This is a genomic window from Zoogloea dura (assembly GCF_012927165.1).
Lineage (GTDB): Bacteria > Pseudomonadota > Gammaproteobacteria > Burkholderiales > Rhodocyclaceae > Zoogloea > Zoogloea dura.
Genome location: NZ_JABBGA010000033.1, coordinates 26,107 through 43,492, shown reverse-complemented (window position 1 = coordinate 43,492; position 17,386 = coordinate 26,107). Strand labels below are relative to the sequence as shown.

Here is a 17,386-nt window from a genome sequence, read left to right as displayed (position 1 = left end):
CGTCTTCGACGTGGCGGTGGACCTGCGCAAGTCTTCGCCGACCTTCGGCAAATGGGAAGGGGTCGAGCTGAGCGAAGAGAACCAGCGCCAGCTGTGGATCCCGCCGGGCTTTGCGCACGGCTTCCTGGTGACAAGCGAAAGCGCCGACTTCCTGTACAAGACCACCGACTACTATGCCCCGGAGCATGAGCGCAGCCTGCTGTGGAACGACCCGGCGGTGGGGGTGGAGTGGCCGCTGGCGGGCGAACCGCTGCTGTCGGCCAAGGATGTGGCGGGGAAGAGGCTGGCTGAGTGCGAGAGCTTCGCCTGATCTCGCTTGCCCAGCCGCCGCAGCCTGACAACTATTTCTTTGTTGGTGTCATGAAGCCCGCGCGATAATGCGCGCCTGTCATTCCGCCCGTGGAGTTCTGCATGTCCCGTTCGCTCATTTACCTCGTTGCCGGCGCCCGCCCCAATTTCATGAAGATCGCGCCCATCGTGCGTGCCCTGCAGGCCCGGGCCGACCGCTTCGAGTTCCGGATCATCCACACCGGCCAGCACTACGACCGGGAAATGAGTGACGTGTTCTTCGACGAGCTGGGCATTCCCAAGCCCGATTACCACCTCGAGGCCGGCGGCGGCAGCCACGCCACCCAGACCGCCAAGATCATGGTGGCCTTCGAGGAGATCTGCCAGAAGGCCCGCCCGGACTGCGTGCTGGTGGTGGGGGATGTGAATTCCACCCTGGCCTGCTCCATCGATGCCAAGAAGCTCGACATCCCGGTCGCCCACGTGGAGGCCGGCCTGCGCAGTGGCGACATGCGCATGCCCGAGGAGATCAACCGCCTGGTCACCGACAGCATCTCCGACTGGTTCTTCTGCACCGAGCCGGCGGGCGTGGACAACCTGCTGAAGGAAGGCAAGCGCCAGGACGCCGTATTCCATGTGGGCCACGTGATGGTGGATAACCTGCTCTACCAGCGTGACAAGCTCGATGCGTCCGACAAGGCGGGTATGGAAACCGAGGCCCTGAAAGCGAAGTACCCGAAATACGGCGTGGTCACCCTGCACCGCCCCTCCAACGTGGACGACGAGGCCAACCTGCGTGGCATCGCCGGCGCGCTGAAGCAGATCGCCGTGGACCTGCCGCTGATCTTCCCGGTGCACCCGCGCACCCGCGGCAACCTGGAAAAATTCGGCCTCGACCTGGGGCCCAACGTGGTGCTGACCAAGCCCCAGTCCTACATGGAGTTCCTCAACCTGTGGAAGGATGCGGCCCTGATCATGACCGACAGCGGTGGCCTGCAGGAAGAAACCACCGCTCTTGGCATTCCCTGCCTGACGCTGCGTGAGAACACCGAGCGTCCGGTGACGCTCGACGAAGGCAGCAACGTGCTGGTGGGCACCGACCCGGCCCGCATCCTGGAAGAGGCCGCCAAGGTGCTGGCTGGCCAGGGCAAGCAGGGGCGTCGGCCGGTGCTGTGGGACGGCAAGGCCGCCGAGCGCATCGTGGCCGACCTGGACCGGCTGTTGCCGGCCTGAGTGGCCAGCGGAGCAGCATGACAAAGCCGCCCTCGGGCGGCTTTGTCATGTGTAGCCGGATGCGAGGATCAGGCCTTCATGAGGCCTTCTCTTCGCTGTTGCCTCCCAGCGGGGTGAACAAGGCATCCACGAACTCCTTCGCCCGGAACACCTGGAGATCGTCGATCTGTTCGCCCACGCCGATGAAGCGCAGGGGCTTGGGACACTGGCGGGCGATGGCGGCGACAACGCCTCCCTTGGCGGTGCCGTCCAGCTTGGTGACGACCAGGCCGGTCACGCCGATGGCCGCGTCGAAAGCCTTGACCTGCTGCAGGGCGTTCTGGCCGATGTTGGCGTCCAGCACCAGCAGCACCTCGTGGGGGCCGGAGGGCTCCGCCTTCTGGATCACCCGGCGGACCTTGGCGATTTCTTCCATCAGGTGCAGCTGGGTCGGCAGGCGGCCGGCCGTGTCAGCCAGCACGATGTCGATGTTGCGGGCGCGGGCGGCGCTGATCGCGTCGAACACCACTGCGGCCGGATCACCGGACTCCTGGGCGATCACCGCCACGCCGTTGCGCTCGCCCCAGGTCATCAGCTGTTCGCGGGCGGCGGCACGGAAGGTGTCGCCGGCTGCCAGCAGCACGCTCTTGCCTTCGTTCTGGAAGTGCTTGGCCAGCTTGCCGATGGAGGTTGTCTTGCCGGAGCCGTTGATGCCCGCGATCATGATGATGTAGGGCTTGTGGCTGCTGATCGCCAGCGGCTGCTCAAGGGGCGAGAGGATGTCCAGCAGGCCTTCGGCCAGGGCGCCCTGGAGCTGGTCGGCGGTCTCCAGCTTGTCGCGCTTCCAGCGCAGGCGCAGCTCTTTGAGCAGGTGCTGGGTGGCCTCGACGCCGCAGTCGGCCATCAGCAGGGTGGTCTCCAGCTCTTCAAGGAGTTCCTCGTCGATCTTGCGGCGGGAGAACAGGCTGGTCAGGCCGCCGAGGCCGCCGCCGATCTGTTCGCGGGTGCGGGACAGGCCGGCCCGCAGGCGGTCCATCCAGGAGCGTTTCTTCTCGGGTTCGGGGGCTGCTGCTGCAGCCACCGGGGCACTTGCAGCCGGCGCAGGGGCTGCCGTCACGGCTGCCGCAGCGGGCGGGGGCGCCTCGGCGGCCTTGGCCTCGGGCTCGGGCGTTTCGCCGGGCTTGAGGACTTTCTTCAGGAAACCAAACATGGGGTGGCGAGTCTGAGAGTGGGTCTATCGGGACGGGCCGGGAGCGCAATCGCCCGCCTTGCCCGGTTGGCCGGGTCGCCGGAATGCCGCTATGATGCCGCGCCACATGCCGGCCGGTGGCCACCATCCCTGAATTTTACCAGATGCTTCAACAGCCTATGATGAATCGCAGTGTGCGTATTGCCAGCTCGGTGCTGGCCCTTAGTGCGGCCCTGGTCACCCCGGTCTGGGCCAACCCCTTCGAGACGACGCTTCCCAATGGCATGAAGCTGATCGTCAAGGAGGATCGCCGGGCCCCTTCGGTGGTGCATATGGTCTGGTACAAGGTGGGCGCGATGGACGAGGTGGATGGCACCTCGGGCGTTGCCCATCTGCTGGAACACATGATGTTCAAGGGCACCCGGGCGGTCGGCCCGGGCGAGTTCAACAAGCGGGTGGCGGCTGCGGGCGGGCGGGACAACGCCTTCACCAGCCACGATTACACGGCCTACTTCCAGCAGGTGCCCAAGGAGGCGCTGGGCAAGATGATGGCCCTGGAAGCCGATCGCATGGCCAATCTTCGGGTGACGGAGGAGGGCTTCAAGAAGGAGATCGAGGTAGTCAAGGAGGAGCGCCGCCTGCGTACCGACGACAAGCCCCGTTCCCTGGTGGTCGAGCAATTGATGGCCACGGCCTTCCAGGCGCATCCCTACCGCCGGCCCATCATCGGCTGGATGAGCGACCTGGACAACATGACCGCACAGGATGCCCGTGACTGGTACCAGCGCTGGTATGTGCCCAACAACGCCACTCTGGTGGTGGTGGGTGACGTGGATCACCAGGCGGTGTTCAAGGAAGCCACCGCCACCTACGGCAAGGTCAAGGCCCGTGCGTTGCCGGTGCGCAAGGCTCTCGTCGAGCCGGAGCAGACCGGTCCCCGGCGCAGCGTGGTCAAGGCGCCCGCCGAGCTGCCCTACGTGGCATTGGCTTGGCGCGTGCCGACCCTGCGTGACGTGAAGGCCGATGGCGATTTCTACGCCCTGCAGGTGCTGGCTGCCGTGCTCGACGGCTACGACGGGGCCCGCCTGGCGAAGAACATCGTGCGTGGCAGCCGGGTGGCGGTCACGGCCGGTGCCGGCTACGACGGCACGGCGCGTGGTGAATCCCTGTTCTACCTCGACGGCGCGCCGGCGCCCGGCCAGACCCCGGTCCAGGTCGAGGAAGCGCTCAAGGCGGAGATCACCCGCATCCAGAACGAGGGCGTGTCCGAGGACGAGCTGCGGCGGGTCAAGGCCCAGGCGGTGGCGGGGCAGGTCTATAAGCGTGATTCCCTGATGGGCCAGGCGATGGAGATCGGCATGGACGAGATGGTCGGCCACTCCTGGAAGGACGATGCCTTGATGCTCGACCGCATCCGCGCCGTCACCGCCGCCGAGGTGCAGGCCGTGGCACGCAAGTACTTCCGCGACGAGACCCTCACCGTCGCCCAGCTCGACCCCTTGCCGGTGGATCCCCAGGCTCGCGCCAAGGCTGCTGCGCCCCACCGTCACTGAACGTTCTCCGAATCCGAGGTTGATCGATGAGCTTTGAATACAAGCGTTACGGGGCGGCCCTGCTGCTGACCCTGGCGACCCTGACCGCCCAGGCCGGTCTTTCCATCCAGAACTGGACCACCCCCAATGGCAGCCGGGTGTTCTTTGTCGAGAGCCGGGCCTTGCCGATTGTCGATGTGCAGGTGGACTTCCGCGCCGGTGGTACCGAGGCGCCGGCCGGCAAGGCCGGGCTGGCCGGGCTGACCCGTTCCCTGCTGGATGCGGGGGCGGGCGACCTGGACGAGGACGCCATTGCCAACCGGAGCGCCGACCTGGGCGCGCAGATCGGTGGCGGGGTGGACATGGATCGTGCCTCCGTGTCCCTGCGCACCCTCAGCAGCCAGGCCGAGCGGGACGGGGCGGTGGGCCTGTTGGCCACCCTGATCCTGCAGCCGAAGTTCCCGGCGGCCGCGGTCGAGCGCGAGAAGTCCCGCAGCATCGCCGGCCTGAAGGAGTCCGATACCCAGCCTGATGCGATCCTGTCCCGCCGTTTTGCGGCCGCGGTGTTTCCCGATCAGGCCTATGGCCGCCTGCCCACGGTGGACAGCGTGGGCAGCCTGACCCGTGACGATCTGGTGGATTTCCATCGCCGCACCTACACCGCCAACCGGGCGGTGGTGAGCATCGTCGGGGATGTTTCCCGCGCCGAGGCCGAGGCCATCGCCCTGCGCCTGACCGCCGGCATGCCGGCTGGCGAGCCGATTCCTGCCGTGGTGGCCGGCAAGCAGCCCGAACGCCAGACGATCCGCGTGGCGCACCCCTCGGCCCAGGCCCACGTGGCCATCGGTCAGCCCGGCATCAAGCGCGGTGATCCGGACTTCTTCCCGCTGATGGTCGGCAACTACATCCTTGGCGGTGGTGGCTTCGTCTCGCGCCTGACCTCCGAGGTGCGCGAGAAGCGCGGCTATGCCTACAGCGTGTACAGCTACTTCTCGCCCCAGCGGGAGCCGGGCCCCTTCCAGATCGGTCTGCAGACCAAGGGCAGCCAGGCGGACGATGCCCTCAAGGTGGTGGCCGAGACCCTCGATGCCTTCCTCGCCAAGGGGCCGACCGAGGCAGAGCTGAAGGCCGCCAAGGAGAACCTGATCAATGGCTTTGCCCTGCGCCTCGATTCCAACCGCAAGATGCTCGAGCAGGTTGCCGTGATCGGTGGTTTCGGCCTGCCGCTGGATTATCTGGACACCTATCGTGACAGGGTCAAGGCGGTTACCGCCGAGCAGATCCGCGAGGCCTTCCGTCGCCACGTGTCGCCGGAGCGCATGGTGACGGTGGTCGTCGGCGGCGATGGCGACAAGGGCGCCGCGGCCAAGGGCGGGGCTGCACGTTGAGCCGCATCCGCATCATCGGGGGCGCGTGGCGCTCCCGCCTCATCGACGTGAGCACCGTCAAGGGCTTGCGGCCTACGCCGGACCGGGTGCGCGAAACCCTGTTCAACTGGCTTGGGCAGGATATGGACGGCCTGCGCTGCCTGGATCTCTTTGCCGGCAGTGGCGCGCTGGGTTTCGAGGCGGCCTCGCGAGGGGCGGCTTCGGTGACGATGATCGAGCAGGATCCGGTGGCCTGGGCCGCCTTGCAGGCCAATGCAAAGACCCTTCAGGCGTCGTGTGTACAGCTTGTGAGGGGCGATGCGCTAAAATTCGCGAGTTCCGCTGTTCAGCCTTTCGATGTGGTCTTTCTGGACCCGCCCTACCGGGCTGGCTGGATCGAGCGGATAGTGCCGCTGCTGCCGAAGCTCCTCACCGAAGAGGGGCGGGTCTACGTGGAAGCGGAATACAAAATCGAAAACATCGACCGATTGACGCGAATCAAGCACGGTACGGCCGGGCAGGTGTATTACCACCTCTTTGCCGCCAGCGCCTGAATCCCGCACGGTTGCTCCGAGAGGGAAGGGCTGGAACATGAGGGATGGTGTCGCGGTATACCCGGGGACTTTCGACCCCTTCACCCGTGGTCACGAAGATCTCGTGCGACGGGCCGCCAGGCTTTTCGAGCGGGTGATCGTGGGCGTCGCGGTGAGCGGCGGCAAGGGGCCCATCTTTTCGGTTGAAGAGCGGGTCGAGATTGCGCAGGAGGTGCTGGCGCCTTATCCGAACGTGGAGGTCCAGGGTTTTTCCTGCCTGCTGATGGATTTCCTGCACAAGAACGATGCGCGGGTGATTCTGCGCGGCCTGCGCGCTGTCTCCGACTTCGAGTACGAATTCCAGATGGCGGGCATGAACCGCAAGCTCTATCCTGACGTGGAAACCGTGTTCCTGACCCCCGCCGACGAGTACATGTTCATCTCCGCGACCATGGTGCGCGAGATAGCGCGGCTGGGGGGTGATGTGAGCAAGTTCGTGCAGCCGGGCGTGTATGACCGGCTGTGCCTGAAGATCAACAAACAGCAACAAGTAACGAGGAAGTAAAGCAAATGGCTTTGATGATTACCGACGAGTGCATCAACTGTGACGTCTGCGAGCCGGAATGCCCGAATGGTGCCATTTCCCAGGGCGAAGAGATCTACATCATCGATCCGAACAAGTGCACCGAGTGCGTCGGCCACTTCGATGAGCCCCAGTGCCAGCAGGTCTGTCCGGTGGATTGCATTCCCTTCAATCCGGAGCACCCGGAGAGCAAGGATGACCTGATGGAGAAATTCCTGAAGCTGACCTCCGACAAGTAAGTCGCAGTCGCTCGGCAAACGGGGCCGGATGCACCGCAGGGTGCGTCCGGCCCCGTTTGCATTGGCTGTCTCAGGCGGCGAGGGCGGCCGGGGTGTCGGTGGTAGAGAAGGTGCTGCCCAGGGATTTGTCGATGCGTCCGGCCAGTTGGTTGAGCTGGGACAGTTGCCGGACCAGCAGGTCTTCTGCCTGCTGCAGCTCGCGCACCCGGTCTTCCAGGGTGTCGGTGGCCTGGTGGATGCGCTTGACGCTCTCCAGGCGCCGCTTGAGCTGCAACTGGTATTCCCGCACCTGGGTCTCGAGGGGGGCCATCACCGCGCGCAGCCATTGCTCCGCATCCCGGTTGGCGATCTCGAAAGTGCGGCGCGCCTGCACGGCCACGGTCTCGAAGAACTTCTGGGTCAGGGTGTGCTTCTCGGTGGTGACGATGGTCAGCACCGTGTTGAACTGGTTGTTGAAGGCTTCTTCCAGACGCTCGATCTCCTTCTCGTAGCGGAGCGTAGAAAAGGCCGTGGGAGCCGCCAGCTTGAGGCCGTGCTCGACGGTGAAGCGCTTGTACATCGCGTCGAGCATCCGGGAGATCTCGCTGATCTCGTCGGTGGATTTCTTCAGGTTGCCGCGCAGGTGGGCAAAGAAGCCCTTCATCGCGCCCCGCAGGCCGCGGGAGAAGGCCGCGTCCAGCATGGCCTCGCGGGTGCGCCGGGTTTCGTCGCGCAGGGCGTCGAGGCCCAGGTGGCCGAAGAGGTTGTTGGACAGGCTCGAGAAGACGCTGCGCACCGCGTAGTACTTCTGCAGGCCCTGTTCAAACTCGTCTTTCTCCGAGCGCACCTTGCGCATCATGTATTCGATGACGTTCTGGTTCTTGCCGCGCAGGTCGGTGAGCTCCTGAAGCTGTTCGCGCAGGCCGCTGAGGCGGGCATTGAGCAGCTCGCGGCTGCGTCCGACGATGTCGGCCACGTCACCCTGGGTGTTGTCCCGCACGATGTCGCGCTTGGTGGGCAGCAGCTCGGTGGACAGGGCTTGTTCGAGCTGGACGATGCGGCTGCGTTCGAGCAGCGCGTCATCGTCGTTGACCTTGGCCACCAAGCCTTTCTGCGCGGAGACCGGGTAAACCTGGGAGGGGTCGATGTCGAGGGTGGCGGCCACGCTGGCCACCTGGCCGGAGATCTCCCGCTCGATCTCGGCCTCGCTGCGCAGGCCGTCCCACAGGCCGTCGATCTTGTTCAGCGCGACGATGCGGCCCCGCTGCCGGCGGCCGGCATTGACGTGTTCGCGCCAGACGGCCAGGTCGCTCTGGGTCACGCCGGTGTCGGCGGCCAGGATGAACAGCACCGCGTGGGCGTTGGGCAGCAGGTTGAGGGTCAGTTCGGGTTCTGCACCGATGGCATTTAGACCCGGCGTGTCGAGGATGACCAGGCCCTGTTCGAGCAGCGGGTGCGGGAACTGGATGATCGCGTGGCGCCAGCGGGGGATCTCCAGCCTGCCTTCGGCGTCGGGGCGGATGCCGCGGTCGCCGCTTTCGTCAATGGGAAAGCCCAGCTCTTCGGCCTCCTGCTGGGTGACCAGGCGGGTTTCGCCGACCTGGGCGAGCGCCGCCTGGAGGCTCTCCGCCGAGCGGGTATCGAGGGGGCGGACCTGCCACTCCTCGGGGTAGCGCTTGAGTTCGGTGATGCTCGCGTTGGTCTTGCGGCTTTCGATGGGAAGCAGGCGGATCTCGGGGCTGTCGCCTTCCTTCCACTGCAGCTCGGTCGGGCACATGGTGGTGCGGCCCGCGCTCGAGGGTAGGATGCGGTTGCCGTAGCCGGCAAAGAAGACCGCGTTGATCAGCTCGGACTTGCCCCGCGAGAACTCGGCCACGAAGGCCACCACGAGCTTGTCCTCGCGCAGGCGGTCGAGCAGGTATTGCAGGCGCAGGTCGGATTGGGCGTCACCGATCTCGTTCTGTTGCAGCCATTTGCGAAGGTCGCCGATCCCGGCGGCAACGTCTCCTCGCCACTGGGTGTAGGCAGAGAAGTGATCAGCAAGCATGTGAGCGTCTTTCACGGGCGTGTTTCCTGGACATGGCGCCGCTTCGCCGGCGGCTTGTCGATATTGTTAGCATAAACGGGATTGCGTCTGACCGAAACACTCTCAGCGTTGGCAGCGCGGGCAATAGAAGGTGGCACGCTGCCCCATGATGCGCTTCCGGATCGGGGTCGTGCAGCGGCGGCAGTCCTCGCCGTCCCGGCCATACACGAAGTACTGTTGCTGGAAATAACCCGGTGAGCCGTTGCTGCCGACGAAATCCCGCAGGGAGCTGCCGCCCGCTGCGAGTGCGTCGCGCAGGGTCTCGCGGATGCACTCGACCAGCCTGGCGCAGCGGCGGAGACCCAGTTCGCCCACCGGCGTGACCGGATCGATGCCGGCCCGGAACAGGCTCTCCGACGCATAGATGTTGCCGATGCCCACCACCCGGGTGGCATCCATCAGGAACAGCTTCACCGGCGTCGCACGCCCCCGGCTGGCCTGGTGCAGCCAGGCCCCGTCGAAGGCGTCGTCGAGGGGCTCGATGCCGAGATGGGCGAGGAGGGGATGCTCCCCGTCCCCGGCCTGCCACAGGACCAGGCCGAAGCGCCGGGGGTCGCGCAGGCGCAGGACGCGCGTGCCGAAGGCGAGGTCCACGTGATCGTGCTTGCCGGGGGCTTCGTCTCCGGGAACGATGCGCAGACTGCCCGACATGCCCAGGTGGACCAGCAGGCGGCCGGTGGGGAAGCGCAGCAGCAGGTACTTGGCACGGCGCTCCACGCCGAGCAGGGGCTGGCCCTTCAGCAGCAGGTCGAGATCGGTTGGAATGGGGTGGCGCAGGCGTGGCTGGCGGATGCTGGCGCCATCGCAGCGCTGCCCCTCGAGCTCGGGGGCGATACCCCGGCGGGTTGTTTCAACTTCAGGTAATTCGGGCATCTCGGGGGCCTGGGGGCTGGCTTGCTGGGCTGTGGGAAAGCGCCTAACATCGGCGAACCCTATTGTAGCGGCGCGATCCAACAGCGGGACCGGGCGTCGCATGCCTTTGGGAGTGCGGGGCGACGGGACCTCGTGCGTTTTTGTTGAGAATTTCATGAAGCCCACCATCCGAGCCGCTTTCCCCCCCCGTCTTCTGGCCGTACTGCTGTCCGTCGGCTTGCTGACCGGCACTGCCCGGGCCCAGCAGCCACCCGTTGAAGAGGATGCATCATCCGCCGGACCGGCTGCAGTCTATCCCGACAATGAGCTGACACCGCAGATCATCTATCAGGTGCTGCTGGCGGAAATCGCTTTAGTCCGCTCCGAGCCGACCCTGGCCGCACGCTCCTATCTTGATCTCGCCCAGCGGACCCGGGACGCGCGGATTGCCCGGCGGGCCGCCGAGATCGCGCTCCTCGCCCGCCAGGCTGAGCTGGCCGGCGAGGCGGCGCGGCTGTGGTTGGATCTCGAGCCGGAATCCATCCCGGCGCAGCAACTGGTTTCCGGAAACCTGGTCAATCAGGCCCGTTTCGACGAGCTCGAAACCCGGCTGGCCGCCACCCTTGCCCGCCAGGGCGACAATATCGGCTCCACCTTGCTGAGTCTCAATCAGGGGCTGGCCAGGATTCCGGACAAGGACTTGATCCGGCGTCTTGTCACACAGGTGACCGAACCCTACCTGCAGCACCCCGAGGCGCACTTTGCGCGGGCCAATGCGGCTTTCGTCGCGGGGGATTCCGCCGCCGCTGCCGTGGCCCTTGACGAGGCCCTGCGCCTGCGTCCCGACTGGGAGCAGGCCGTCATCCTGAAGGCCCGGTTTCAGCAGGAGGCCGCGTCGGGCACCGGCATCCAGACCTTGCAGGATTATCTGGCCGCCCATCCCGGCGCCAGGGATGTGCGCTCCGTGCTGGCGCGCCTGCTGGTGGGGGCCCGGCAATTCGGCCCGGCGAGGCAGCATTTCGAGGCGCTCCTCAAGGACGCCCCGGACGACAAGGATCTGCTGCATGCCGCCGGCTTGCTGGCGCTCCAGGCCGGTGACGGGGTGGTCGCGGAAGCCCACTTCCGGCGCCTGCTGGCGCTGGGCTTCCCGGAGGCTGACACGCTGCGCATGTATCTTGGCCAGATCGCCGAGGATGCCCGTCGACCGGATGACGCCATCGGCTGGTACAAGGAGGTTGCCCCGGGGGCCCGCTATCCGGTGGCGCAGAGCAAGGTTGCGCAGATCCTTGCCTCGCGGGGGCGGCTTGCCGAGGCGCGTCAGCTGCTGCAGGAGCGGGCCCGCGATGCCGCGTCCTCCGAGCGGAGCCAGTACGTGCTGGCCGAGGCGCAGCTGCTGCGTGATGCCGGCCGCAATGAAGAAGCGTTCGACGTGCTGGATGCGGCCCTGCTTGCGAACCCGGACAGTCCCGATTACCTGTATGAGTCCGCCCTGATGGCCGAGCGCCTGGGGCGCCCGGAGGTCATGGAGGGGCGCCTGCGCAAGCTGATCGCGCTGAAGCCAGATCATGCCCACGCCTACAACGCGCTGGGTTATTCCCTGGTTGAGCGCAACCAGCGCCTCGATGAGGCAGAGGCGCTGATCCGCAAGGCGCTCGAGTTCGCCCCGAACGACCCCTTCATCGTCGACAGCCTGGGCTGGGTGCTCTACCGCAAGGGTGATCTCGACGGTGCCCTGGAGCGCCTGCGGGCGGCCTATGAGACGCGCCCCGACCCGGAGATCGCGGCCCATCTGGGTGAGGTGTTGTGGATGCTCGGACGGCGCGACGAGGCGGCCCGCACCTGGAAGGATGCCGCCCGGGAACATCCGGACAATGCCGTCCTGGGTGACGTGATCAAGAAGTTCAAGCCTTGAAGGCCTCTCTGCTGGTGTTGGCCGTCGCTCTGACAGGCTGCGCTGTGCAGCCCGCCGGCGGGTTGTCCGTCCCCTTGCGTGCCGCGGCCGAACTGAGCTCCTTCCAGCTGGAGGGGCGCCTGCAGGTCCGTGACGGTGAGCGCCAGGCGGTGGCTGGCCTGAGCTGGCAGCACGGCCCAACAGGCGATGAATGGCTGCTGACGGGCCCTCTCGGCCAGGGATTGGCGCGGATCGACGCGCAGCCGGGCCGGGCCCGCATGACCCTGGCCGACGGCCGCCGCCTGGAGGCGCCGACCGCCGCCGAGCTGGCCGAGAGTGCACTTGGCGTGGCTGCCCCCCTTGCCGAACTGCCCCTGTGGGCCACTGCGCGGGTCCGGTCCGGTGCCGAGCTGCGCGAGGTGGACGCCGTCGGACGTCCCCGCCGCGTGGTGGATGGCGGCTGGACCATTGAATATATCGAGTACGTGGGGGAGGCCGCCGAGGACCTGCCCCGCAAGATCGACGTGCATCGCGGCGATACTCGTCTGCGCCTGATCGTCGACGCCTGGAACCCCTGATCCCATGCATCCCACCGATACCTTCCTGCCGGAGCGGGCCTGCCTGCCTGCGCCTGCCAAGATCAACCTCTTCCTCCACATCGTGGGGCGCCGCCCGGATGGCTACCATCTACTGCAAACTGCGTTCCGCCTGATCGACTGGGGGGATGAGATCACCCTTGAGCGCCGCTCCGACGGCGTCATCCGGCGCATCGGCGACGTACCCGGGGTGCCGCCCGAGTCGGACCTGGTGGTACGTGCCGCGCGGGCCCTGCAGGCGGCCAGCGGCGCCACCTGGGGGGCTGACATCGGTGTCCTGAAGCGCATCCCCATGGGCGGCGGGCTGGGAGGCGGGAGCTCCGATGCGGCCACTGTGCTGATCGGGCTAAACCGCATGTGGGCTTGCGGCCTGTCCCGTTCCCAGCTGCAGGAGATCGGGCTCGGGCTGGGGGCGGACGTACCCTTTTTCATCTTCGGTGAGACCGCTTTTGCCGAGGGGGTGGGGGAAGCCCTGCAGCCTCTGAGCGTGCCGCCGGCCTGGTATGTGATGGTGGCGCCGGATGCCTTTGTGCCGACCGCTGAAATTTTTTCCGATCAGGAGTTGACACGCGATAGTGAAATCCTAATAATGCGGGCCTTCGCGATGCACACAACGCGGAACGACATGCAGGCGGTAGTCTGCAGACGGTTTCCAAAAGTGGCTGAGTCGCTGGTCTGGTTGTCGCAATACGGGGCAGCAAGAATGAGTGGTTCAGGGGCTTGCGTGTTTGCACCCTTCGATTCGAAGGAGCAGGCAGAGCAGGTTGCAGCAGCCGCCCCGCAGGGCATGAAAGTCTGGGTAGCCGAAGGGCTCGACAGACACCCCCTGCAGGAATGGGTTGTGTAAGTTGCGAAACGATTTCTTGGGGAGTCGCCAAGTTGGTCAAGGCACCGGATTTTGATTCCGGCATTCGAAGGTTCGAATCCTTCTTCCCCAGCCAAATTCAGCGGGCAGGCCTAAAACCTGCCCGTTTTGTTTTAAGCTGTACTTCATCGCAGTAACGAGAGGTGATCATGGCTTCGGGCAGCCTGATGGTTTTCACCGGCAACGCCAATCCCAAACTGGCCGCGGATGTTGTTCGCCGCCTTGGGAAATCCCTGGGTTCCGCCACTGTCGGGCGGTTCTCGGACGGCGAAGTCAATGTCGAACTTCTCGAGAACGTACGTGGCAAGGACGTCTTCGTCCTGCAGCCTACCTGCGTTCCCACCAACGATAACATCATGGAATTGCTGATCATGGTGGATGCGCTGAAGCGGGCTTCCGCTGGCCGCATCACCGCAGCGATTCCCTACTTCGGTTACGCCCGTCAGGACCGCCGTCCCCGTTCGGCACGCGTGCCCATCACCGCCAAGGTGGTGGCCAACATGCTGCAGGCCGCCGGTGTCCAGCGTGTCCTCACCGTTGATCTGCACGCTGACCAGATCCAGGGTTTCTTCGACATCCCGGTGGATAACATCTACGCCGCCCCGGTGTTGCTGGCCGATCTGGAAAAGCAGAAGTACGAAGACCTGATGGTCGTCTCCCCCGACGTGGGCGGCGTGGTCCGGGCCCGTGCCTTTGCCAAGCGCCTCGAATGCGATCTGGCCATCATCGACAAGCGTCGCCCCAAGGCCAACGTCTCCGAGGTGATGAACATCATCGGTGAAGTGCAGGGCCGTACCTGCGTGATCATGGACGACATCGTCGATACCGCGGGCACCCTGTGCAAGGCCGCCCAGGCGCTCAAGGAGAACGGGGCCAAGCGTGTGATGGCCTACTGTACCCATGCGGTGCTGTCCGGTCCGGCGATCAGCCGTGTCAATGAGTCCGACCTGGACGAGCTGGTTGTCACCGACACCATCCCGCTGTCCGACGAAGCCAAGGCCTGCAAGCGGATCCGTTCCGTTTCCATCGCCGAGCTGCTGGCCGACACGATCCTGCGGATCAGCAACGAAGAGTCGGTCAGCTCGCTGTTCTGCGAGTAAGCCTTACGATTTTCGAGCCGGAAGCCTCCTGGGTTTCCGGCTTTTTTCAGCCCTTCTGGTCGCGGAGGGGCTTTTTACTGGAGCTGTAGAAATGACCATTCAATTCAACGCCAAGACGCGCGAAAAGCAGGGATCGAGTGCGAGCCGCCGCCTGCGTCGTGCCGGCAACGTTCCCGCCATCGTGTACGGCACCAGCGCCCCCGTGCAGATCGAAGTTGACCACAACGAGATCTTCCACGCCCTGCGCAACGAAGCCTTCCACTCGTCCGTGCTGAGCATGATCCTCGACGGCACCGCCCAGTCCGTGATCCTCAAGGACACCCAGTGGCACCCGTACAAGCAGCAAGTGCTGCACCTGGACTTCCAGCGCGTGGATGCCACTCACAAGATCCACGTGAAGGTGCCCCTGCACTTCGTGAACGCCGACATCGCCCCGGGCGTCAAGCTCGAAGGCGGCATGGTTTCCCACCCGCTGACCGAACTCGACCTGGAATGCCTGCCCGGCGACCTGCCCGAGTTCATCGAAGTGGACCTGAAGGACCTGAAGAGCGGCTCCTCCATCCACGTGTCCGCGCTGACCCTGCCGAAGGGTGTCAAGGCCCTGACCCACGGTGAAGACCCGGTTGTGGCCACCATCCTGGCTGTTCGCGGTAGCGACGACGCCGAAGAAACCCCGGCGGCCTGATCGCCCTCCGGTTTGTTGGAGCGCTGACGCATGAGCCAGCCTGCACCCAAGCTCATCGTCGGCCTCGGCAACCCGGGCGACGAATACTCCGAAACCCGGCACAACGCCGGGTTTTGGTTTTGTGAGCGCCTCGCCCGTGACCTGGGCACCTCCTTCAGCAAGGAAGCCCGCTTCCACGGTCTCGCGGCCAATGCCCGCAACGAAGGTGTCTGGCTGCTGATGCCGCAGACCTTCATGAACCGTTCCGGCCAGTCTGTGGCGGCACTGGCGCGTTTCTATCGCATCACTCCGGCCGAGATCCTCGTTGTTCACGACGAGCTCGACATCCCCCCCGGCCAGCTCCGTCTCAAGTTCGGTGGCGGCATGGGCGGCCATAACGGCCTCAAGGACATCACCGCACACCTCGGTACCCAGGACTACTGGCGCCTGCGCATCGGCATCGGCCATCCGGGCGATCGCAACGAGGTGGTCAATTTCGTGCTCAAGCCACCGCGGCGCGAAGAAGCGGCCCTCATCGACGAATCCATCGACCGCGCCCTGCTGGGTTGGCCCCTGATCGCCAAGGCCGACTGGAACGCAGCCACCCAGCGCCTCAACGCCCGTCCTGCTGCGCCCAAGTCCGGCGCCTGATTTCCTCCCGGGAAACTTAAAGCCCTCCTGCCTGTTGCCGTTGACGATGTACAACGACAAACAGGCCGGATCGCGGGGCGGACGGCCGCCTAAAGGATTGGATAATGCGCAAGCTTGCGGATACGCCCATATGGCTTCGTCTCACCGGCGCCATATGGTTGATGCTCGTCATCGCCTGGGGAGGCATGATCGCCTGGGAGACCCGGGTCAATCGTGATACGGCCATTGCCCAGGCCCAGGATTTTGCCCATAGCGTCCACGAAATGACCATGGCTGGCCTCACCGGCATGATGATCACCGGCACGGTGGGGCAGCGTGAAGTGTTCCTCGACCAGATCAAGCAGTTGTCCATCATTCAGGACCTGGTGGTGATTCGTGGTGAAGGCGTCAGCAAACAGTTCGGACCGGGCAACCGGCCTCAGCCGCCCCTGGATGAAGACGAGAAGGCTGCTCTGGGCAGCGGCAAGGAAGTCATCCGGGTCGAAAGGGATCCGAAGCACGGTGAGTACCTGCGGGTGGTCAAGCCGGCACTGGCCGCCGAGAACTATCTCGGCAAGAACTGCATGGGCTGCCACCAAGTGGCGGCCGGCACTCCGCTGGGGCTGGTCAGCATGAAGGTCTCTCTCGACAAGGTGAATGCAGCCGTTGATTCGTTCATGTGGAAGAGCATCTTTGCCGCCCTGATTGTTTCTTTGCCCCTGATCCTGTTTGTCGTGATGTTCATCCGCCGCTTCGTGGTGTCGCCGCTGGAGGCCATGAACGCCAGCCTGGAGGAGATCGCCAAGGGCGAGGGCGACCTGACCCGCCGCCTGGCTGTGGCAGGCCGCGACGAGATCGGGCGTACCGCCAGCACCTTCAACGAGATGCTTGGCACCATCGCCCAGCTGGTGCGCCATGTCTCCGAGTCGGCAGCGCGGGTCACCGGATCGGCCCACCAGTTGTCGGCCAGCGCCGGGCGGGTGGCCGAGGGCTCCCACAACCAGAACGCCCAGTCGGTCAACGCGGCGGCTTCGGTCGAGCAGATGGCAGCCAACATCGCCAGCGTGGCCACCAGCGCGGAGCGCGTGCATCAGCGCTCGCAGGAGAGCCTGCGGCGTGCTCATGAAGGTAGCAAGACGCTGGAGTCCCTGGTGGCCGAAGTCAGCCATGCCGAAGATGCGGTCCGGCAGATGGCGGATTCGGTGGAGCAGTTCGTTCAATCCACCACCTCGATCACCGCCATGACCCAGGAAGTGCGTGACATCGCCGAGCAGACCAATCTGCTGGCCCTCAATGCCGCGATCGAGGCGGCGCGGGCGGGTGAGCAGGGGCGCGGCTTCGCCGTGGTGGCCGACGAGGTGCGCAAGCTGGCCGAGAAGTCGGCCCGCTCCGCCGGCGAGATCGACGCGGTGACGTCGACCCTCAGCAAGCAGTCGGTGGCGGTTCGCGAGTCCATCCACCGTGGCCTGGATCACCTGGCTTCCAGCCGTAGCGCGGTGGGTGTCGTATCCGGCACCATCGCGGCGGCCAACGAATCTGTGGTGGAGGTCGGGCAGGGGCTCGACGAGATCGCCGAGGCCACCGAGCAGCAGCGTGCGGCGAGCGCGGCCCTGGCCAACAGCATCGAGAACATCGCCGCGATGGCGAGGGAAAACAACGAATCGGTCGAGGCCACCGCCAACGCAGCCCGCGACATGGAAGAGCTGGCGGGCCAGCTGCAGCAGACTGTGTCCCGTTTCAGGGTCTGAGGCGGCAATAGGCGGCTTCAGAGGGGGGTGTA

Annotated in this window: 17 protein-coding genes and 1 tRNA gene; 15 read left to right on the top strand and 3 right to left on the bottom strand. The window is 65.6% G+C overall.

What is annotated here, in order from left to right; translation table 11 throughout:
* Both HHL15_RS23520 and wecB read left to right on the top strand, forming a co-directional pair.
* Nucleotides 1–310: dTDP-4-dehydrorhamnose 3,5-epimerase family protein (locus tag HHL15_RS23520; protein WP_169148244.1), on the top strand; the 310-nt coding region annotated here is incomplete at its 5' end.
* Between the two features lie 101 nt (nt 311–411).
* Nucleotides 412–1,521, top strand: a complete 1,110-nt coding sequence (wecB, locus tag HHL15_RS23515; RefSeq protein WP_169148243.1) for a non-hydrolyzing UDP-N-acetylglucosamine 2-epimerase — start codon at nt 412–414, stop codon at nt 1,519–1,521.
* Between the two features lie 76 nt (nt 1,522–1,597).
* On the opposite strand, the gene ftsY is transcribed toward wecB, so the two are convergent.
* A complete protein-coding gene (gene ftsY / locus HHL15_RS23510) occupies nt 1,598–2,710 on the bottom strand; it encodes a signal recognition particle-docking protein FtsY (protein ID WP_169148242.1) in 1,113 nt (370 codons plus the stop codon).
* Nucleotides 2,711–2,871: 161 nt separating this feature from the next.
* On the opposite strand from ftsY, the gene HHL15_RS23505 reads away from it, so the two are divergent.
* Genes HHL15_RS23505 through HHL15_RS23485 form a run of 5 tightly spaced genes read left to right on the top strand, consistent with a single transcriptional unit; the run spans nt 2,872 to nt 6,943 of the window.
* A complete protein-coding gene (locus HHL15_RS23505) occupies nt 2,872–4,242 on the top strand; it encodes a M16 family metallopeptidase (protein ID WP_169148249.1) in 1,371 nt (456 codons plus the stop codon).
* 26 nt (nt 4,243–4,268) lie between these two features.
* Nucleotides 4,269–5,609: a M16 family metallopeptidase gene (locus tag HHL15_RS23500; RefSeq protein ID WP_169148241.1), complete on the top strand. Its 1,341-nt coding sequence runs from the start codon at nt 4,269–4,271 to the stop codon at nt 5,607–5,609.
* Nucleotides 5,606–6,142, top strand: coding sequence for a 16S rRNA (guanine(966)-N(2))-methyltransferase RsmD (gene rsmD / locus HHL15_RS23495; RefSeq protein ID WP_169148240.1), 537 nt, complete (start codon nt 5,606–5,608; stop codon nt 6,140–6,142). The genes HHL15_RS23500 and rsmD overlap by 4 nt, the downstream gene beginning before the upstream one ends.
* Before the next feature lie 37 nt (nt 6,143–6,179).
* Nucleotides 6,180–6,686, top strand: coding sequence for a pantetheine-phosphate adenylyltransferase (coaD, locus tag HHL15_RS23490; RefSeq protein WP_169148239.1), 507 nt, complete (start codon nt 6,180–6,182; stop codon nt 6,684–6,686).
* Nucleotides 6,687–6,691: 5 nt separating this feature from the next.
* Nucleotides 6,692–6,943: a YfhL family 4Fe-4S dicluster ferredoxin gene (locus HHL15_RS23485; protein ID WP_169148238.1), complete on the top strand. Its 252-nt coding sequence runs from the start codon at nt 6,692–6,694 to the stop codon at nt 6,941–6,943.
* A 70-nt stretch (nt 6,944–7,013) separates the two neighbouring features.
* Here the strand turns inward: HHL15_RS23485 and HHL15_RS23480 are convergent, their stop codons facing one another.
* Nucleotides 7,014–8,969: a dynamin family protein gene (locus tag HHL15_RS23480; protein ID WP_169148248.1), complete on the bottom strand. Its 1,956-nt coding sequence runs from the start codon at nt 8,967–8,969 to the stop codon at nt 7,014–7,016.
* 102 nt (nt 8,970–9,071) lie between these two features.
* Nucleotides 9,072–9,881 (bottom strand): bifunctional DNA-formamidopyrimidine glycosylase/DNA-(apurinic or apyrimidinic site) lyase, encoded by an 810-nt coding sequence (gene mutM / locus HHL15_RS23475; protein ID WP_169148237.1) that lies wholly within the window; start codon nt 9,879–9,881, stop codon nt 9,072–9,074.
* A 154-nt stretch (nt 9,882–10,035) separates the two neighbouring features.
* Here mutM and HHL15_RS23470 point away from each other — a divergent pair, with 154 nt between their 5' ends.
* The 8 genes from HHL15_RS23470 to HHL15_RS23435 all read left to right on the top strand — a co-directional run bounded on the left by HHL15_RS23470 (nt 10,036) and on the right by HHL15_RS23435 (nt 17,354).
* Nucleotides 10,036–11,772: a tetratricopeptide repeat protein gene (locus tag HHL15_RS23470; protein WP_206198945.1), complete on the top strand. Its 1,737-nt coding sequence runs from the start codon at nt 10,036–10,038 to the stop codon at nt 11,770–11,772.
* On the top strand, nt 11,769–12,329 hold the full coding sequence (lolB, locus tag HHL15_RS23465; protein WP_169148236.1) for a lipoprotein insertase outer membrane protein LolB: 561 nt from the start codon (nt 11,769–11,771) through the stop codon (nt 12,327–12,329). Before HHL15_RS23470 ends, lolB begins: the two co-directional genes overlap by 4 nt.
* A 4-nt stretch (nt 12,330–12,333) precedes the next feature.
* Nucleotides 12,334–13,194 (top strand): 4-(cytidine 5'-diphospho)-2-C-methyl-D-erythritol kinase, encoded by an 861-nt coding sequence (gene ispE / locus HHL15_RS23460; protein WP_169148235.1) that lies wholly within the window; start codon nt 12,334–12,336, stop codon nt 13,192–13,194.
* A 17-nt stretch (nt 13,195–13,211) separates the two neighbouring features.
* Nucleotides 13,212–13,288 (top strand) — tRNA-Gln (locus HHL15_RS23455).
* Nucleotides 13,289–13,361: 73 nt separating this feature from the next.
* Entirely contained in the window at nt 13,362–14,312 is a 951-nt protein-coding gene (locus HHL15_RS23450) for a ribose-phosphate pyrophosphokinase (RefSeq protein WP_169148234.1), read from the top strand.
* Nucleotides 14,313–14,403: 91 nt separating this feature from the next.
* Nucleotides 14,404–14,997, top strand: coding sequence for a 50S ribosomal protein L25/general stress protein Ctc (locus tag HHL15_RS23445; RefSeq protein WP_169148233.1), 594 nt, complete (start codon nt 14,404–14,406; stop codon nt 14,995–14,997).
* Between the two features lie 30 nt (nt 14,998–15,027).
* Nucleotides 15,028–15,627, top strand: coding sequence for an aminoacyl-tRNA hydrolase (pth, locus tag HHL15_RS23440; protein WP_169148232.1), 600 nt, complete (start codon nt 15,028–15,030; stop codon nt 15,625–15,627).
* Between the two features lie 104 nt (nt 15,628–15,731).
* Entirely contained in the window at nt 15,732–17,354 is a 1,623-nt protein-coding gene (locus tag HHL15_RS23435) for a methyl-accepting chemotaxis protein (RefSeq protein ID WP_169148231.1), read from the top strand.
* Nucleotides 17,355–17,386: the final 32 nt, after the last annotated feature.